The sequence below is a fragment of the Pseudomonas sp. KH_040 genome (assembly GCF_057839305.1).
Map to the genome: position 1 here is coordinate 4345250 of NZ_CM174487.1, position 17540 is coordinate 4362789.

The 17540-nt window shown below is 61.2% G+C and carries 17 protein-coding genes; 7 read left to right on the forward strand and 10 right to left on the reverse strand.

The features are described 5' to 3' along the window. Positions 1 to 74: 74 nt before the first annotated feature. The 5 genes from AC3IUF_RS19285 to AC3IUF_RS19305 all read right to left on the reverse strand — a co-directional run bounded on the left by AC3IUF_RS19285 (position 75) and on the right by AC3IUF_RS19305 (position 3094). On the reverse strand, positions 75 to 863 hold the full coding sequence (locus AC3IUF_RS19285) for a fimbrial biogenesis chaperone (RefSeq protein ID WP_489279007.1): 789 nt from the start codon (positions 861 to 863) through the stop codon (positions 75 to 77). 33 nt (positions 864 to 896) lie between these two features. Next, positions 897 to 1397, reverse strand: a complete 501-nt coding sequence (locus AC3IUF_RS19290) for a Csu type fimbrial protein (protein WP_489279009.1) — start codon at positions 1395 to 1397, stop codon at positions 897 to 899. A 4-nt stretch (positions 1398 to 1401) separates the two neighbouring features. Next, positions 1402 to 1938, reverse strand: a complete 537-nt coding sequence (locus AC3IUF_RS19295; RefSeq protein ID WP_007949687.1) for a Csu type fimbrial protein — start codon at positions 1936 to 1938, stop codon at positions 1402 to 1404. Positions 1939 to 1958: 20 nt separating this feature from the next. After that, the gene (locus AC3IUF_RS19300; protein ID WP_007917274.1) at positions 1959 to 2492 is read right to left on the reverse strand and encodes a Csu type fimbrial protein; all 534 of its coding nucleotides are present in this window, start codon (positions 2490 to 2492) and stop codon (positions 1959 to 1961) included. A 98-nt stretch (positions 2493 to 2590) separates the two neighbouring features. Further along, positions 2591 to 3094 carry a Csu type fimbrial protein gene (locus AC3IUF_RS19305; RefSeq protein ID WP_042704908.1) on the reverse strand — a complete coding sequence of 168 codons (504 nt, stop codon included), beginning with the start codon at positions 3092 to 3094 and terminating at the stop codon, positions 2591 to 2593. A gap of 305 nt (positions 3095 to 3399) precedes the next feature. On the opposite strand from AC3IUF_RS19305, the gene zapE reads away from it, so the two are divergent. Then, complete coding sequence (zapE, locus tag AC3IUF_RS19310; protein ID WP_489279011.1) at positions 3400 to 4530, forward strand: cell division protein ZapE; 1131 nt, start codon at positions 3400 to 3402, stop codon at positions 4528 to 4530. A 216-nt stretch (positions 4531 to 4746) separates the two neighbouring features. Next, complete coding sequence (locus tag AC3IUF_RS19315; RefSeq protein WP_489279012.1) at positions 4747 to 6060, forward strand: leucine-rich repeat-containing protein kinase family protein; 1314 nt, start codon at positions 4747 to 4749, stop codon at positions 6058 to 6060. Between the two features lie 126 nt (positions 6061 to 6186). On the opposite strand, the gene AC3IUF_RS19320 is transcribed toward AC3IUF_RS19315, so the two are convergent. Further along, on the reverse strand, positions 6187 to 6891 hold the full coding sequence (locus tag AC3IUF_RS19320; RefSeq protein ID WP_007917279.1) for a YebC/PmpR family DNA-binding transcriptional regulator: 705 nt from the start codon (positions 6889 to 6891) through the stop codon (positions 6187 to 6189). 221 nt (positions 6892 to 7112) lie between these two features. On the opposite strand from AC3IUF_RS19320, the gene AC3IUF_RS19325 reads away from it, so the two are divergent. After that, positions 7113 to 8510 carry a type VI secretion system Vgr family protein gene (locus AC3IUF_RS19325; RefSeq protein ID WP_489279014.1) on the forward strand — a complete coding sequence of 466 codons (1398 nt, stop codon included), beginning with the start codon at positions 7113 to 7115 and terminating at the stop codon, positions 8508 to 8510. A gap of 25 nt (positions 8511 to 8535) precedes the next feature. Here the strand turns inward: AC3IUF_RS19325 and AC3IUF_RS19330 are convergent, their stop codons facing one another. Both AC3IUF_RS19330 and AC3IUF_RS19335 read right to left on the reverse strand, forming a co-directional pair. Further along, the gene (locus AC3IUF_RS19330) at positions 8536 to 9927 is read right to left on the reverse strand and encodes an FAD-dependent oxidoreductase (RefSeq protein ID WP_489279015.1); all 1392 of its coding nucleotides are present in this window, start codon (positions 9925 to 9927) and stop codon (positions 8536 to 8538) included. A gap of 74 nt (positions 9928 to 10001) precedes the next feature. Continuing rightward, positions 10002 to 11327, reverse strand: coding sequence for an MFS transporter (locus tag AC3IUF_RS19335; protein ID WP_095118172.1), 1326 nt, complete (start codon positions 11325 to 11327; stop codon positions 10002 to 10004). 283 nt (positions 11328 to 11610) lie between these two features. On the opposite strand from AC3IUF_RS19335, the gene AC3IUF_RS19340 reads away from it, so the two are divergent. After that, positions 11611 to 12483 (forward strand): LysR family transcriptional regulator, encoded by an 873-nt coding sequence (locus AC3IUF_RS19340; protein WP_007917288.1) that lies wholly within the window; start codon positions 11611 to 11613, stop codon positions 12481 to 12483. Positions 12484 to 12605: 122 nt separating this feature from the next. Here AC3IUF_RS19340 and AC3IUF_RS19345 read toward each other — a convergent pair whose 3' ends face one another. Next, entirely contained in the window at positions 12606 to 13466 is an 861-nt protein-coding gene (locus AC3IUF_RS19345) for a LysR substrate-binding domain-containing protein (RefSeq protein WP_414893850.1), read from the reverse strand. A gap of 112 nt (positions 13467 to 13578) precedes the next feature. Here AC3IUF_RS19345 and AC3IUF_RS19350 point away from each other — a divergent pair, with 112 nt between their 5' ends. The 3 genes from AC3IUF_RS19350 to AC3IUF_RS19360 all read left to right on the forward strand — a co-directional run bounded on the left by AC3IUF_RS19350 (position 13579) and on the right by AC3IUF_RS19360 (position 16399). Further along, positions 13579 to 14688, forward strand: a complete 1110-nt coding sequence (locus tag AC3IUF_RS19350; protein WP_489279017.1) for a 2-aminoethylphosphonate--pyruvate transaminase — start codon at positions 13579 to 13581, stop codon at positions 14686 to 14688. 145 nt (positions 14689 to 14833) lie between these two features. Then, positions 14834 to 15661, forward strand: a complete 828-nt coding sequence (gene phnX / locus AC3IUF_RS19355) for a phosphonoacetaldehyde hydrolase (protein WP_007917294.1) — start codon at positions 14834 to 14836, stop codon at positions 15659 to 15661. 189 nt (positions 15662 to 15850) lie between these two features. After that, positions 15851 to 16399: a cytochrome b gene (locus AC3IUF_RS19360; RefSeq protein WP_007917296.1), complete on the forward strand. Its 549-nt coding sequence runs from the start codon at positions 15851 to 15853 to the stop codon at positions 16397 to 16399. Between the two features lie 3 nt (positions 16400 to 16402). On the opposite strand, the gene AC3IUF_RS19365 is transcribed toward AC3IUF_RS19360, so the two are convergent. Next, a complete protein-coding gene (locus AC3IUF_RS19365) occupies positions 16403 to 17329 on the reverse strand; it encodes a 1-aminocyclopropane-1-carboxylate deaminase/D-cysteine desulfhydrase (RefSeq protein WP_489279019.1) in 927 nt (308 codons plus the stop codon). Positions 17330 to 17540: the final 211 nt, after the last annotated feature.

Genomic DNA, 17540 nt, shown 5'->3' on the forward strand with positions numbered 1-17540 from the left:
CTTTACGTCCGTCAATGGACTCAATCCTCCTGATACCGCTTGCGTCGACGCCAGATGCCTGCGCTACGACTCACTCACTTGGCTGGCGTGATGCTCTGCACCTGTGCCGCGCCATTTACTCGTACCTGCAACGCTGAATCACTGGTCAGCGGCGTCGGTGCCGGCCAGCGCATCACCGCACCGGGCAGCACATAACCCAACAACCCTTCGGCCAATGGCTTGCTCTGCCCGGCCTGTTTGATGGCCACGTCGGTCAGCCGGGCATGCACCGCGCCCTGATTGCGCACTTCGACGTAGGGCTTGCCGTCCACCGCCACCGTGCGCCAGCTCAACTGCGGCAGACCGACACCTTTGGGATCGCGCGCACGGGTGCTGTCTTCCTTGCTCCACAGCCCCGCGCCATAGGCAAACAGGGGCACCGAGTAACGCATCTGGAAGCGGATCGCGGCGGCGGTTTTGCCGCCGTCGGTAGTCGCTGGTTGCGCAGTGGGAATTTCGTCGATGATGATTCGATAGGCCAGTTCCTGCCCCGGCGGCACTTCCTTGGTCCGGGTCAGACGCACCAATTGTTTCTGCCCCGGTTCGATTTTCGCCACCGGTGGGCTGCCGATCACGTCGCGCTGGTTCTGGTATTGCTCGGCGAACCCACTCTGGCTCCAGCCGAACACGCGGATCTGCAGATTGGCGGTTTCGCTGCCGCGGTTCTCCAGCCACAGCGCACTGGCCTGCTGATCAGCCTCCAGCACCGGATCGATCGGCCAGATCAGCACCGAACTGGCAGCGTGTGCGTTGCTTGCCCCGAACATGGCCACCGCGCACATCGCGCAACACACGAGCGAATGCCGTGACGTAACTGCCCCCATAAACCTGCTCCTTGTCGGCCATTCAACTTCGCCTTACCACGACAGTTGCACCTGCAACACGTCGCTGTACGTCCCCCCAGGCTGATTGCCCGGCAATTGCACCTGACCGTAAATCGGCAGGCTGATGTTGTTCGCATCGCTGTAAGCCACCGCCACACTCTGGCCAATACCCAGGCTCTGGCTGTAAGCCGCATCACGAAACAGTGCATACGCCACCCGCGCGCTGCCGCTGTTGACCTGCATATGCCGGCCGCTGCTGTTGTACTGGCCGCCATCGACGCTCATGTTCAGCGTTACGCCCGGCGTGCATTGCAATTGCACCCCGCCGGTCAGCGCGACCTGTACGATGCCGGTGGCCAGTGCCGAACGTGAACCGAAATTCAGCCCGCCATAATTCGATACCCCGCCCACCACCAGACACCCGGCAGTGACCGTGGCGCTGACCTGAAAGCTCTGGCTGGTCGCGGCGGTCAGCGGCAGCGGTGCACTGCCCGCACAAAGCAGGAGCAACGCGGCGCAGCCATGGCAGCGCATGGCATCAGAACGTCAGTTCAACAGCGACGGTGTCGGTGTAAGTCCCCGCCGGCAAACCGGCCTTGCCCACCGCCTGACCGTAGAGGTTCACCGTCTGCGCGACACCGGTGCTGGCCGCAAGGTTGATGGTCCCGTCGATCGCCAGCAGTTGCGAGTGCCCGGCATCGGTGTACAAGTCGTACGGCACGTAATTGGCCACCCCGTCATACAACGCTCGCGTGCCGCCCGGCGACATGCCGTCATGGGAACCCGCGCGCACCTTGACCGTCGGCGTGGTGCCACTGGAGCAGAGAATCGACAGCGCCCCGCCACCACCGCCCAACACCTGCCCGGTGGCGGTGGTGAACAGGCTGTTGGCGGTGCCGAAATTCAACGCACCGAAGTTCAGCCCGGTGGAACCGCCGGCGCCGTTGACCTGACAACTGCTGATCAGGATCAGGCTGGAGGTGATCTGGCCGGTGACCGTGGTGGCGGCGTTGGCACTGGAAACCAGCGCCAGGCCGAGTAACGACAAACCTATCCTTGATGCAAACGTACGCATGGTGTCCGTCCTCTACGGGTTTACCAGTCGAGCGTCACCGTCAGGGTGTCGGTATAGACCCCTGCCGGCACCGCGCGGGTATTCGCCACCACCGAGCCAAATACCGGAATGGGTATCTGCGCACCGCTGGTGACAGCGAAATTGTGTTGCTGGCCGATGCTGTAGCTCCGGGCGCCGGAGGGATCGACAAACAGCTGATAGGGAAGGGTTTGGCGGCCGTTGCTCAGGCGCCGGGTGTTGCCGTCACCGTGGGTACCGCCATCGATAGTGACGGTGAAGCCGGTGACCGAAGGATTGCAGGCAACGTTGAGTGTACCGCTGCTGTCACCGTCGAGACTGGCCTTGATCGGTGCGTTCCAGGTGGGCCCCTGAAGGCCGAAATCGAGGGTGCCGAGGGCACTGACCGGGCTCTCGGGCGTGCTGGTATTGGTGACTTCGCAGCCGGCAATCAGGATCAGCCGCGCATTGATCTGCCCGCTCATCGCCGCTTGCGCGTCATCTGCGAGCAATGCCAGCGTACCTGCCGCCACCACCATCCAGTGTTTGCCTGTCATTGCGCCCGTCCCTGCTCCTTCACGCTGAATCATCACCGCGCTCATGATTGAACGCCTTCCTTGTGCACCCGCGTCCAGCGGTTGCCTTGATACCGCGATCACCAGGTAACCGTCACCTTGACCAGATCCGAATAACGACTGACCTGCGGCACCTCAGCCAGACGCTCGATCCGCGCATACAGCGGCAGTTCTACCGTGCCACTGTCCGGCACCCGCCCGCTGACTGGCACATCCACCACCAGCGGTACCCGGCGCGCCGCGTCCTGATACAAGCGATACGGAATCGGTTTGCTGCCGAACGAACCGGCCATGTAGCGGACTTCACCGACACCGCCATGCAAGCCGCCATCGACGCGCATCTGGTACGGCGTGTCCGGGTTGCACTCCAGCCGTGGCAGGCGCTGATTGGTCAATGCGGCAGCCAATGGCCCGGCGGGGTCATCGAGGCGTGCGGTGCTGCCGAAGTCGAGCACACCCAGTTGCTCAATGCCGGCGCCACGCTGCTGGCCGATCAACTGGCAGCCGCGCTGCACGTCAACGCGCACTTCGACTTGAAGATCCGCCGCATGAACAGGCGCAACGAGTACAACCAGCAAGCCCATGACTACCTGTACATTCACTGCGCCGTTCCTTGTCAGCGATCGCTTGCGACGTCGTTTCTGTGATTGAGGTTAGCAATGGTCGACGATTCCGCCAGTCGATTGGATCCAGGGATCGCCCGAGATATGTTTCGAAAGGTTGGCAACACGTCGAGCCATGTCGCTAAAAATAGCTGTACGTGCCGCATAAATTTGTCCAATAACCGCCCACTCTCGGATCGTCGCGGTGGCTGGCCAAGTCGGCGTCTGGTTACACTACGTTGCCGCGCTCCCGGGAGCCGGTCTTGACGAACACGGAGACGCCCACAGTGCCTGCCCAACCGCCGAAACGATCACGACTGATCCAGCGCTGGCCGGCGTTGCGCCGCTGGTTCGGCAAAGGTTTTCCGGCCAGTGCCGGCCATGATGCCAGTGCCCAGTCGATCCGCGATTACTTTCGGCACAAGGCCAGTGGTCAGGGCTACACCCTCAGCCACAGCCAGCAGTGCGTCATCGATTGCATGGCGCAGCAGGCGAGTCTTTTGCTCGGCGCAAGCGCTCGCACACCCCAGAGCCTCTATTTGTTCGGCGCTGTCGGGCGAGGCAAGAGCTGGCTGCTCGACGGTTTCTTTCAAGCCTTGCCGATCACCCAGAAACGGCGTCTGCATTTCCATCAGTTCTTCGCGCAATTGCATCAGGCCATGTTCAGTCATCGCGAGCACGACGATGCTCTCGAAGTCTGCCTCGACGAATTGCTGCAAGATTGCCGGGTGCTGTGTTTCGACGAGTTTCATGTGCATGACATCGGCGATGCCATGCTCATCACCCGGCTGTTCAAGGCACTGTTCAAGCGGCGGATCCTGCTGCTGGTCACCTCCAACTACGCGCCTGAAGGCCTGCTGCCCAATCCGCTCTATCACGCCCGCTTCAAACCGGTGATCGAACTGATCAATACGCGCATGCAGGTGATGGAGGTCGGCGGCCCGCACGATTACCGCAGCCAGACGCGCCATTCTGCACATCAGATCTTCACCCAAGGGCATTACGTGTGGCCGGCGACGCCAGCACAGCGCGCCGCCCTCGATTTGCCATCTGCCGACGCACCAACCGTCACGCTAACAGTCGGCACCCGGCAGTTTCAGGCGCGGTTTTGTCAGGAGCGGCGCGTCGGTTTCACCTTCAACGATCTGTGTGAACAGCCAACGGCGGTCATGGATTACCTGGAACTGTGTCGACGTTTCGACCGCTGGATCATTGATGATCTGCCAGAACTGGCGCAATGCTCGATCGCCGCGCAACAGCGCTTCATCAACCTGATCGACGTGCTGTACGACCAGGACAAGCACCTGACGCTGCTCGGTCGACTGCCCTTGCGCGAAAGCATGGACGGCCATGTCATCGACCTGGCGCGCACGCGCAGCCGCTTGGGGCAGTTGCAAGAAGTGCACGGGACGATCTGAGCACGCCATTCCCCTGTGGGAGCGAACCTGCTCGCGAAAGCGCCCTATCAGTCAAAACATCAGCTTCTGACACTCCGCCTTCGCGAGCAGGCGCGCTCCCACCAAGGGCTACTGAAGTTTCGCCATCTGTCCAATTCAAACCCGGGCTTTGCCGTTATCATGCTGCCCATTCCCAGCGCCCCAGCGTCGCTCCACTGAACAATAGCGAACACCAACATGCACACCCTTGCTCAATTGCGCGCCGGCGAGTTGTCGGGCATTACGCGTCTGGATCTGTCTTGTGGACTGACCGAGTTCCCGCGCGAGATTTTCGACCTGGCCGACACCCTGGAAATCCTCAACCTCAGCGGCAACCAATTGAGCAGCCTGCCGGATGACTTGCATCGTCTGACGCGCCTGCGCGTGCTGTTCTGCTCCGATAACCCGTTCACCGAACTGCCAGCCTGTCTCGGCCAGTGCGCGGCGCTGACGATGATCGGTTTCAGGGCCAATCGCATCGTCAACGTCCCCGCTCAAGCGCTGCCGCCTCAGTTGCGCTGGCTGATCCTGACCGACAACTGCATCGAAAGCCTGCCAAGCGAACTCGGTGAGCGCCCGGCCCTGCAAAAACTCATGCTGTCCGGCAATCGCCTGCAAGCGCTGCCGTCCTCGCTGAGCAACTGCCATCGACTGGAGCTGCTGCGCATTGCCGCCAACCGCCTGACCGAACTGCCGCAGTGGCTGCTCGCGCTGCCGAGCCTGACGTGGCTGGCCTACGCCGGTAATCCGCTGGAAACCGAGGCAGACGCCGCCGCGCTGGAAGCGACGCCGCACATCCCTTGGTCAGCGCTGCGCCTGGAGCAACGGCTGGGTGAAGGCGCTTCGGGGGTGATTTCCCGGGCGAGCTGGCAACGCGACGATGGCTCAGTGACGCCGGTCGCGGTGAAACTGTACAAAGGTGAAATGACTAGCGACGGTTCACCGCTGCACGAAATGAATGCCTGTATCACCGCCGGTCTGCATCCCAATCTGATCCGCATCGAGGGGCGCATCAATGGCCATCCCGACGGCCAGCAAGGCTTGGTGATGCAGTTGATCGATCCGTCTTTCCGCAACCTCGCCGACCTGCCAAGCCTGGCATCCTGCTCGCGAGATGTTTACGCCGATGATTGCCGGTTCAGCGCCGAGGTTGCGCTGAACGTTGCCAAAGGCATTGCCTCGGCGGCAGAACACTTGCATCGGCAAGGCATCACCCACGGCGATCTCTACGGGCACAACATTCTGTTGAATGGACACGGCGATTGCCTGCTCGGGGATTTTGGTGGGGCGTCGTTCCACGCGGTTGCCGACACAGCAGAAACACGGGCGTTGCAACGTATTGAAGTGCGCGCGTTCGGGATTTTGCTGGGGGAATTGCTGGCACGCATCGACTCGGGGTTGAGTGATGAATTGCGTGCGGTGCTCGAAGAGCTGGAGCGGCGTTGCTGTCAGGCGGAGGTGCTGGCGCGGCCGGGGTTTGCTGAAGTTAATGCGGTTCTGCGGCAAAGCTGACTGCTGCGCAGTCAATCGCGGGCAAGCCCGCTCCCACAGTGTCCGAGTCGCTCACAAAATGTGTGGACACCTCTGAACCTGTGGGAGCGGGCTTGCCCGCGATGAGGCCATCACCGGAGAAACAGATCAGCCCGCCAGGCCAACAAACATGTCCTGCACGTCATCATGGTTGTCGAGGCCTTCGAGGAACGCTTCAACCTCAGCCATCTGCTCGTCGCTCAAACCGCTCACCGGGTTCTTCGGCTGGTAACCGAGTTTGGCCGACAACACGGTGAAACCTTGCTCTGGCAGTGCTTTCTGCACCGCATCCAGATCGGTAGGGTCGGTCAGGAACAGCGTCGCGCCCTCTTCGCCCGGCTCGAAATCCTGCGCGCCGGCTTCGATGGCGGCCATTTCCGGATCGGCGTCCGGGGTGTCCGGCGAGGCTTCGATCATGCCGACGTGGTTGAAGTCCCAGGCCACGGAGCCGGAAGCCCCCAGTTGGCCCTTGCGGAACGCCACGCGGATTTCCGCGACGGTACGGTTGATGTTGTCGGTCACGCACTCGACGATCAGCGGCACCTGGTGCGGGGCGAACCCTTCGTAGGTCACGCGATGGTATTGCACGGTTTCACCCAGCAGACCGGCGCCTTTCTTGATCGCGCGGTCCAGGGTTTCTTTTGGCATCGAGGCTTTCTTGGCCTGTTCGACCACCAGACGCAGGTGTGCGTTGGTGGTGGTATCGGCACCGTTGCGGGCAGCGATGGTGATTTCCTTCACCAATTTGCCGAAGATCTTGCCTTTGGCGTTGGCTGCCGCTTCTTTGTGTTTAACCTTCCACTGTGCGCCCATTACTCACTCTCTTGATCTGTGGCGCCGAGACATCTATTGGCCGACGCGTGGCGCCAAGTTTATACGGCCTAAAGTCGGCAATCGACCAAAAAAACGCAATGTGGAATCGACATCTTCACCAAAGCGTGTAGGGCGATTCTGAAAAACGGATTTGACATGACCATTCAACGCTGCGGTTTCGTACCCTCTCAGGCCCGTATTGCCTGACAGAGCCCGTTCGAATGCTCAATGACAAGGAAAGTCCTTTTACCCTGACCCTGACTGACAGCGGTCTGTGCCTGCCAGTGGTGCGCTTTCACGGCGAGGAAGCGCTCAACCAGCCCTACCGTTTCGACATCGAACTGATCGGCCTGGCCCCCGCCATGGCGCCGGGTACATTTCTGCATCAACCGGCATTTCTGCGCCTGGACGACCATCATGGGATTCACGGCGTGATCGACAGTGCCAGTTGCGAACATCGAGGCACACACCGGATCGGCTATCGACTGACGGTTGTGCCGCGCCTGCAGAGACTGGCCCAGCCGAGCAAACGGCGCGTGTTCGTGCAACTGAGCGTGCCGCAGATCCTTGAGCAATTGCTCACGGAAAATGCCTTGCCCGCTGACGGCTACCGGATTGAAATGAGCGTCGGGCAATACCCGATCCGGCCGTTTTGCATCCAGTACGAAGAAAGCGATCTGGCGCTGCTGGACAGGCTTTGCGAAGAGGAAGGCATTCACTATCACTTCGAACACCGAGTGGACGGGCACATTGTCGTGTTTGCCGATGACAGCCTGAGCTTGCCGCAAATGCCGGTGCTGGTTGCATTCAAGGCTTGCGAGCAAACGCCCTCCCCCTGCGTCAGTGCGCTGTACCAGCATCATCACGCTGCCCCCATCGCCACACTGCATGCGGTGCGTAATCGAGGGCAGCAAGCGCTCAGCGACGATGCCGCCAACCACATCACAGCCAATCCCCTGCCGCCGATACCCTCTCTCGAACAACGTCACCACGAACAACGCAGCCGTCGACATCTGGAACGGCAACGCTGCCAGCATCGCACGATCAACGGCCGCTCTGACCGGGTGGGCTTGCTCAGTGGGCATCTGCTGCAAGTGTCGGCGCATCCGATCAGCCACTTCAACGAACAATGGCGACTCACTTCAATACGCCATCATGGGCAACATCCGTCGATTCTGGATCCGACACCGCCGCGGCACCGCTACCACAACGATTTCACCGCCCAGCCCTGGTCGACCGACTACCGTCCAGCGCTCAAACAAACCCGCCCGGCCATCGCTGGGTATCACCTGGCACAGGTAGTCGGACCCACCGGGCAACCGGCGCAGCTCGATGAGCAAGGTCGAGTCGCCGTCAGGCTGTGGCCCTCGGAACAATCGCAAACACTTGATAGCGACGCGGTCTGGCTGCCCATCGCCATGACGCGAGCCAATGGTCGATTCGCACGGGACGAACTGCCCTGCGCCGGCAGTGAAGTGTGGGTGAGTTTCCTCGACAGCGACCCGGACCGGCCAATTCTCTGTCTGGGCAACGCACCCAACCCGACGCCTCGCGAACCACCGACCGCACGCGACAACGACTTGTTGCTCGACTGGTTGCTCAACAGCAACGCCCGCTGATCCCGCTACATCAACACGCCGTGCTTCAACCTTTGTCGGCCTTGCCCGCCGCTGCGGCAAATTTGGCCAGACGCACATCCAGATGCCGAGGCCGCCGGCCGTGATCCTCGGCGCGCTCCTTGCGGCGGATGGCGTTGCGCACCATCAGCGAGCCGAGGTAACGGATCGGCTCCGGCGGGAAGTAGCCCAGCGGCCCGTTGACCAGCGGCGAACGCGTCCATGGATTGTCCAGGCCTTGCACCAGCGAAGCGAGAATCTGCCCGCCCATGTGACATGGGCCGACACCGCTGCCCGAATAGCCGAAACCGTAAAACACATTGCCGGCGCGGCTCATCTGGCCGAAGAACGGCAAACCGGTGACCGAGCGATCCGACGGGCCGTTCCAGGTGGCCTCGACTTTGACATCGGCAAATGCCGGGAAGAAGTCGGCGAGGCTGTTTTTCAGCAGGCCGGCATAGGGCGATGGCTGATCGAATACTGGCAGCATGCGCCCGCCAAACGCGAAGGTATTGCCGCCCTTGCCGAGCATGATCCGGCCGTCCGGGGTGTTGTGGTAGTAGTGCACGAAAATCCGCGAATCAAGCACGGTGACGCCACTGGTCAAACCGATCTCCTGTAACAGATCCGGGCGCGGTTCGGTGATCAGCATGTCGCTGGAAACAATCGCCACGCTACGTTCGAACTGCGGGAAGGCACGGGCCATCCACGCGTTCATCGCCAGCACCACGCGATCAGCGATCACCGTGCCATTCGGCGTCTGCAAGCGCGCCGGGCGTCCCTCCTCCAGACCGGTCATTGCCGTGTTTTCGTGAATCTTCACACCCAACTGCAATGCCACCCGACGCAAGCCACGCACCAGTTTGCCCGGCTGCACACTGGCCGCTGCCGGCGAGAACCAGCCCTCCAGATGTTTGCTCGAACCGGCCATGCGCTGCACATCGGCCAGCGGACGCTGGGTGAACGAGTTGATGCCATTGCGCTCCAGTGCGGCAATCACCGCGTCGGTCGAACCGACTTGCGCGCGGTTGGTCGCGGTGTACAGCGTGCCGTCCAGACGGTAATCGGCGTCGACACCGTACTGCTCACAGAACTCGCCGATCGCGTGGATACTGCGTTCCGATTCCTTGACCAGACGTACCGCTTCCTCGACGCCAAACAAGCGCTCAAGGGTGAAATACTTCGCCGACCACGACAGCGCACACCCGCCATTACGCCCACTGGCGCCAGCGCCGCAGATGTCCGCTTCGATCAGCAACACATCGAGTTCGGGGTTCTGTTGCTTGAGCATGATCGCCGTCCACAACCCGGTGTAGCCACCGCCGACGATGCACACATCGGCGCGGACTTCGCCGTGCAACAGCGGGCAGGTTTCAGAGCTGTCGGCCTGCAAGGCCTGCTCCAGCCAAAACGGTCTCATGTGGGGTTCTCCAAGTCAGATGGCCACGACCCAGCCTGCCGCGAGCGCCGCAGCAGGCCGCGAGGCAAAGGGTTTCAGGAACGCAGGGGTTTGATCGTCAGCGGGCAATTGGGGATTGAGGCACGCGGCTCCATCACGCCGACCGGACGGCTGTTCCAGTGCGGAATCAGCACCAGCGCCGAGAACAGCGCACAACCGGCGAAGACGATGAACACCGTCACCGAGTCGAAGTAACCCGGCAGCAAACCGCCGAGTACCGCGCCGACCGAGCCGCAGCCGTTGACGAAACCGGCCGCCGTGGCGCCGGCCTTGGCTTTGCCGAAGTCGATCGCGGCGGCACCGCTGATCATTGAATCCGGGCCGTAGAGGGTCAGGCCCATGACAAACAACAAGGCGACCACCAGCAACACACTGCCGCTCTGCAACGCAGCCATGAACAGCGCCAGCGTCACGGTCAGCGCCAACAAGCTCAATACGCAGGCCGGCATACGCCGGGCGCCAAAGAGTTTGTCCGAAGCCAGGCCGATCAGAATCGGCCCGAGCAACCCGGCCAGTTCGAACGAAGTGGGAATGATCGCCGCGCCGACCTTGCCGACACTGGGCATCTGTTCAAAGACAATCACCGGGCCCCACAACAGAATCGCGTAACGCGCCGGCTTCAACATGAAATACGCCAGGCCCAGCACCAGCACCGTGCGGTTACGCAGAATTTCCTTCAGCGGCTCCCAGACGCTGAGTTTGCTGTTGGCTTCGGTTTCTTCCGCCGTCAGTTCAGGCTCCGGCTCGACCGCCGGCAAGCCGACGTCTTCGGGTTTATTGCGCTGGAAGATAAAGAACAACACCGCCACCACGGCAACCACCACCGCACTGGAAATGAATGCCGCGTGCCAGGTGCCCATCAAGGTATACGCCCACCAACCGGCGAACGGCGACGCTACCAGACCACCAAACGCGTAGCAGGAACTCCATAACCCGAGCACTCGCCCGCGTTGTTGGGAAGGGAAAAAACTGCCGAGGTTTTTGCACAATCCCGACCATCCGGTGGACTGCGCCAACCCCTGAATCAACATGCAGGTGGCGAAGATTGGCAACGTCGCGTAACTGCCCATCACCAGCGCCGCGGCGGCGGAAATCAGCAAACCACCGAGCACCACGACCCGTGGGCCAAAGCGGTCAGCGAGCATGCCCCAAGTGAACTGGCCGAGGGCATAAGCCGCCAGATAAATCGCATCGAGGTTGGCCATGGCCATCTTGTCGAGCATGAAGGTGGGGTCTTCGGCGATGCCCAGTTTGGCCACCGAAAACGCTTTGCGGGTGAAGTAGAAAGCGGCGTACGCCAGCCAGGTAATCGCGAAAATCTGCACGCGCCAACGCGCAATGGTGCCGATGTGCTTGTTCATGGTGGTTCTGACCTCAGGGTGTGAGTGTGCCGGCAGAATCGTTAAGCAAAACGCCTGTGTTTTTTTATTGTTGAGCACTGCGATATCACCCCATCCCTAAGGCGATACCGGTCAGATGAGTCCTGCTGTTGCACGCACAGGCTCATGGCCACCGTGCGGCCCGAGCGGGCAGTCAGCGATGGCGTGAGCCGATCAAAGCAATTACTGTTTAATAAATAAAATCGATTTATCGTATTTCACACATAAGCTCAGCTTGTTACTGAATTATCGATCAGGTGACTGCATGTCGGTGTCCCACGCCCAACTCAAAGCCTTCCACGCCGTGGCCGTGCATGGAAGCTTCACCAAAGCCGCCGAGCGCCTTTTTCTCACGCAACCGGCGATATCCGACCAAGTGCGCAAACTCGAAGAGCGTTTCGGCGTTTTGCTGTTTCACCGCAATAAACGTTCCGTGCGCCTGACCGACCTGGGCGAGCGCTTACTGGCGATCACCCAGCGCCTGTTTGTAATTGAAGCCGAAGCGCAGGAACTGCTGCAGGAATCCCAGGCCCTGCAGACCGGCAGCCTGATTCTGGCGGTGGATGCGCCGGTGCACGTGTTGCCGCAGATCGCGCGGTTCTGTGAGCGCTATCCGGGCATCAGCGTGAAGATCGAGACCGGCAATACCGATGAATCGCTGTTTCGCCTGTTCAACTATCAGGCCGATCTGGCGTTGCTTGGGCGTGATGTCAGTGATGAACGCTTGCTGTGTGTGCCGCTGCGCAATGATCCGATGGTGGCGTTCGTATCACGCAATCATCCGTGGGCCGAACGTGAATCGATTTGCCTGGCAGACCTGGATGACACGCCGCTAGTGTTGCGTGAACACGGTTCGGTGACGCGGCAAACGCTGGAAGAGGAAATGGCGCGGGCGGGGTTTCGTATTCGTCCGGCGATTCAGGTTGAGGGGCGGGAAGCGGCGCGCGAGGCGGTGGTGGTCGGGATTGGTGTCGGCGTTGTTTCGGCGGCGGAGTTTGGTGCGGATTCGCGGGTGTGTGCGTTGCCGATAATAGATTGCACACGACGACTGACGGAGACGCTGGTGTGTTTGCGCGAGCAAAGCAATCGACGGGTGGTGGCGACCTTCCTCGATATGGTTCGCGACAGTCTTGTGTAAGGAATACCGGCCCCATCGCTGGCAAGCCAGCTCCCACAGGTTTCTTGGCTGTACCCAGCACCTTTGAACGACCGAGATCACTGTGGGAGCTGGCTTGCCAGCGATTGGGGCGACTCGGTGTATCAGGCCGGCGCCAAGCCAAAGAACGCCTGAATCAAGCGCAAATCCCGGCGCCGCTCCATGCAACCGATCATGTGCCGATTGACCAGCCCTTCGCCGACAATTGGAATCGCCACCACCCTCGGGTCATGACTGACCTCCACCGAGGACACCACGCCAACGCCCAACTCAGCGGCAACGGCTTCGGTCACCGCCTCACGGCTATCGAGCTCCAGCAACACGCGCGGATGGATCGACGCCTGCGCACAGGCCTCATCAAACGTGCGCCGGGTGATCGAACTCGGCTCGCGCAACACCATGATCACTTGATCCAGCTCCTTGAGCTTCACTTCCCCGGTGCGCATCGCCCACGCATGCCCTGCCGGTACCAAGGCGCAGATCCGTGATTCGCTCAACGCTTGCAGATGCAAGCCTTTGCGCGGCTCCACTTCGGTCAACACCGCCACATCGGCGTGTTCCGACAACAACGCCGCGAGGGTTTCCTGAGCATTGCCCAAACGCAGATTCACGGTGATCCCCGGATACCGCGCACGCAGGCTGGCGAGCATCGGCATGACCATGTGCGGCCCGTCCGCCGCCACTTCCAGCCGTCCGGTGAGTAATTGCCGGTTGGCCTCGAGCATTGTCTGCGCCTCTTCCGCGAGGCCAAACATTGCGCGGGTAATCGCCGCGAGTTTGGTGCCCTCCTCGGTCAGTTCCACCCGACGCGCGGTGCGCCGCAACAGAGTGATCTGGTAGTGCTCCTCCAACGACTTGATGTGCCCGGTAACCGCCGGCTGACTGATGAACAACCGTGCGGCGGCGCGGGTGAAGCTGCCTTCACGGGCCACGGCGTCGAAGGCGCGGAGCTGGAACAGGTTCATGAATAACTCTCGCTGATGGCTGGCATAACAACAAACAATTTGATTGATGCAACGGCGAATTGCAACGTATGCCCCGTAGCTTCATCCCACAGCGCAATCCGAGGACATACGAATGAGTATCGCCGAACCCATCCTGCTCACTCCCGGCCCGTTGACCACTTCGGCCCGCACCCGCCAGGCGATGATGGTCGACTGGGGGTCATGGGATGACCGCTTCAACCAACTGACTGCCAGCCTCTGCGAACAATTGCTGGCGATCCTTAACGGCGCCGCCAGCCACCACTGCGTGCCTTTGCAGGGCAGTGGCACCTTTGCTGTTGAAGCGGCCATCGGCACGCTGGTGCCGCGTGACGGCAAAGTGCTGGTGCTGATCAACGGTGCCTACGGCAAGCGTCTGGCGAAGATTTGCGAAGTGCTCGGCCGCTCGTTCAGCACCTTTGAAACCGCTGAAGACGAACCGACCACCGCTGCCGACGTCGATCGTTTGTTGCGCGCCGACAGCGACATCACCCACGTCGCGCTGATCCATTGCGAAACCAGCACCGGGATTCTCAACCCGCTGGCGGAGATCGCTCAGGTCGTCGAGCAACACGGCAAACGCCTGATTATCGATGCCATGAGTTCCTTCGGCGCACTGCCGGTGGACGCGCAACAAGTGCCGTTCGACGCACTGATCGCCGCGTCCGGCAAATGCCTGGAAGGCGTGCCGGGAATGGGCTTCGTGTTTGCTCGCAAAGAGTCACTGGCCGCTGCCGCCGGTAACTCGCATTCGCTGGCAATGGACCTGTACGACCAGCACGCTTACATGATGAAAACCGGGCAATGGCGCTTCACCCCGCCGACCCACGTGGTCGCGGCGCTGCACGAAGCGCTGCTGCAATACAACGAAGAAGGTGGCCTGCCGGCGCGGCATGCGCGCTATGCCGCCAACTGTCAGGCATTGATGGATGAGATGGGCAAACTCGGTTTGCGCAGCTTCCTGCCGGCGGCGATTCAGGCGCCGATCATTGCCACGTTCCATGCGCCGCAAGATCCGCGTTATCAGTTCAAGGATTTCTACGAGCGGGTCAAGGCCAAGGGTTACATCCTCTATCCGGGCAAATTGACCCAGGTCGAGACCTTCCGCGTCGGTTGCATCGGCCATGTCAGCCCGGACGAAATGCGCCAGGCCGTGGCGGCGGTCGGCGAAGTGCTGCGCGAGATGGAAGTCCTCGAAATCTAAGCCACACCACCAATCCCTTGTAGGAGTGAGCCTGCTCGCGATGAGGCCGTGTCAGTCGACGAAGATGTTGAATAATCAACCGCTATCGCGAGCAGGCTCACTCCTACAGTTTGAATTGCATTGCCAACTCAGGAATTTGATCAACATGAACTACGTCAATCCAAACAAACTGCAAGCCGCGATCCTCGACTGGGCCGGCACCGTGGTCGATTTCGGCTCCTTCGCACCCACGCAGATTTTCGTCGAAGCCTTCGCCGAGTTCGACGTGCAGGTCTCCATCGAAGAAGCCCGTGGCCCGATGGGCATGGGCAAGTGGGATCACATCCGCACCCTCTGCGATCAGCCGCAAGTGGCCGAGCGTTATCGCAAGGCATTCGGCCGCACGCCGACCGATGACGACGTCACTGCGATCTACAAGCGTTTCATGCCGCTGCAGATCGAGAAGATCGCCGAGCACTCGGCGCTGATTCCCGGCGCACTGGAAACCATCGCCAATCTGCGTCAGCAAGGGATCAAGATCGGTTCCTGCTCCGGCTACCCGAAGCAAGTGATGGACAAGGTCGTCGAACTGGCTGCCACCAACGGCTACGTCGCCGACCACGTGGTTGCCACCGACGAAGTGCCGAATGGTCGCCCATGGCCGGCACAGGCCCTGGCCAACGTGATCGCGCTGGGCATCGACGATGTCGCGGCGTGCGTGAAGATCGATGACACCGTGCCGGGCATTCTCGAAGGCCGCCGCGCCGGGATGTGGACCGTGGCACTGATCTGCTCGGGCAACGCGCTGGGTCTGGATTACGCCGGTTTCCGCGCCTTGGGCAGCGATGAACTGGCCAGCGAACGCAAGCGCATTCACGCGCTGTTCGAAGGCTCGCGCCCGCACTACATGATCGACACCATCACCGATTTGCCGGAAGTGATTGCTGACATCAACAAGCGCCTGGCCAACGGCGAGATGCCGCAATCGAGCTGATTCCTGGCGCTGGCTGCAAACAAAAACGCCAGCGTCTGCAAGACGCTGGCGTTTTTTATTGGCAAAGCCCCCATTCAGAGCATTGAAAGTCCGATCAGCCTCAGGCAAATCCGCCAAAGCGGATTACAGTTAAAGCATGCCGTCGCCCAAGAACGGCCGTTTTGACCCTGATCTGTGAGGAAACACCGTATGCCGTGGACAAGTTCCGAATCGCGCTACAGCACCGTCTCGGTCCTGTTGCACTGGCTGATGCTGGTCCTGTTGGTGCTGGTGTACGCCAGCATGGAGTTGCGCGGCCTGTTTCCCAAAGGCAGTGGCGGGCGCACGCTGATCCGCGAAGTGCACTACATGCTCGGCCTGACCGTGTTTGTGCTGGTGTGGTTTCGCCTGCTCGCGCGCAGCATTGGCCCGGCGCCGAAAATCTTCCCCGCCTCGCCGCAATGGCAAACCGTGCTGGCGCGGCTGATGCACTGGGCGTTGTACCTGTTCATGATCAGCATGCCGATTCTCGGCTGGCTGATCACCAGCGCCGAAGGGCATCAGGTGATGTTCTATGGTTTTGATCTGCCGCTGCTGGTCGCGGAGAACAAGGATTTCGCCAAACAGGTCGAGTACTGGCATGTGCTCATTGCCACGATCGGCTACTGGCTGATCGGCCTGCACGCGCTGGCGGGGATCTATCACCATTATGTGGTGCGCGATAACACCCTGCTGCGGATGATGCCCAAGCGCGGTTGAGCGTCAGGGGCTGGCGATAAACCCGCGCCGCCCCTGCAAACCTCCGGTATGAATGAAGATCAGCCGTGTGCCGGCTGCGAACCTGCCCGCCTCGACTTGCAGTTTGAGCGCCAGCAACGCCTTGCCGGTGTACAGCGGCTCCAGAGGAACGCCGCTGGCCTGTTCGGTTTGTTCGATGAACTCAAGCAACGCCGGATCAACCTTGGCGAAACCGCCGCGGCTGGCGTCGATCAGTTCATAGCGCCCGTTGCCCTGCCCTGCGGCTTGCAGGATCGACTCGACTTGCGGCGCCACGCCGTGATCATCTGGCACAGCCAGCGCGCCACAGACCGGGTGGGCCCCTGCTTCGGCGAGCACCAATCCCGCCAATGTCGTGCCGGTGCCGCAAGCCAGCCACCAAGCGTGAAAATCACTCCAGCCCAGCGTGTGCAATTGCGCTTGCACCTGCTGTTTGATGGCCGCACAACCGAGCGCCCCCGTTAAGCTGCCACCGCCCTCGGGCACCGCATACAACTGCGGATACTGCGCGCGCCAAGGCGCCCAGAATCCCGGTTCATTGCGTGCGCGATAGCCGCCATAACCCAACCAATGCAGTTGCATGCCGAAGGCTTGCAGATCCTGCACGGTCGGCGTTTCCTGCGCATGCCCGCGCAGCAGCCCCACGGTTTGGAAGCCCAGCCGTTTCCCCGCCGCCGCCAACGCATGCAGATGATTGGAGTGAGCCCCACCGAGACTGATGATGCCTTCGGCACCCGCACGGTCGGCGGCCTTGAGGTGTTCGACGAGTTTGAACCATTTGTTGCCGCTGATCAGCGGGTCGATCTGGTCGAGGCGCAGGATGGCGACTTCAATGCCGGCGGTTGCGAGCCAGTCGAGTTGAAGCGGTTGTAGCGGGGCTTGGGGGAGCCAATCGGAGGGAGGCAAAAGCATGGGCGGCGATTCGATCTGGACAGAGCCGGCATTCTAGTCGCTCACAAGCCGCCATCGCGAGCAGGCTCACTCCTACATTGGTTTGGTGGTGCTCACTGCATCTGTGAACAACACAAATCCTGTGGGAGCGAGCCTGCTCGCGAAAGCGGAGTGTCAGCCAATACATATGTCGACTGACACCACGCCTTCGCGAGCAGGCTCGCTCCCACAG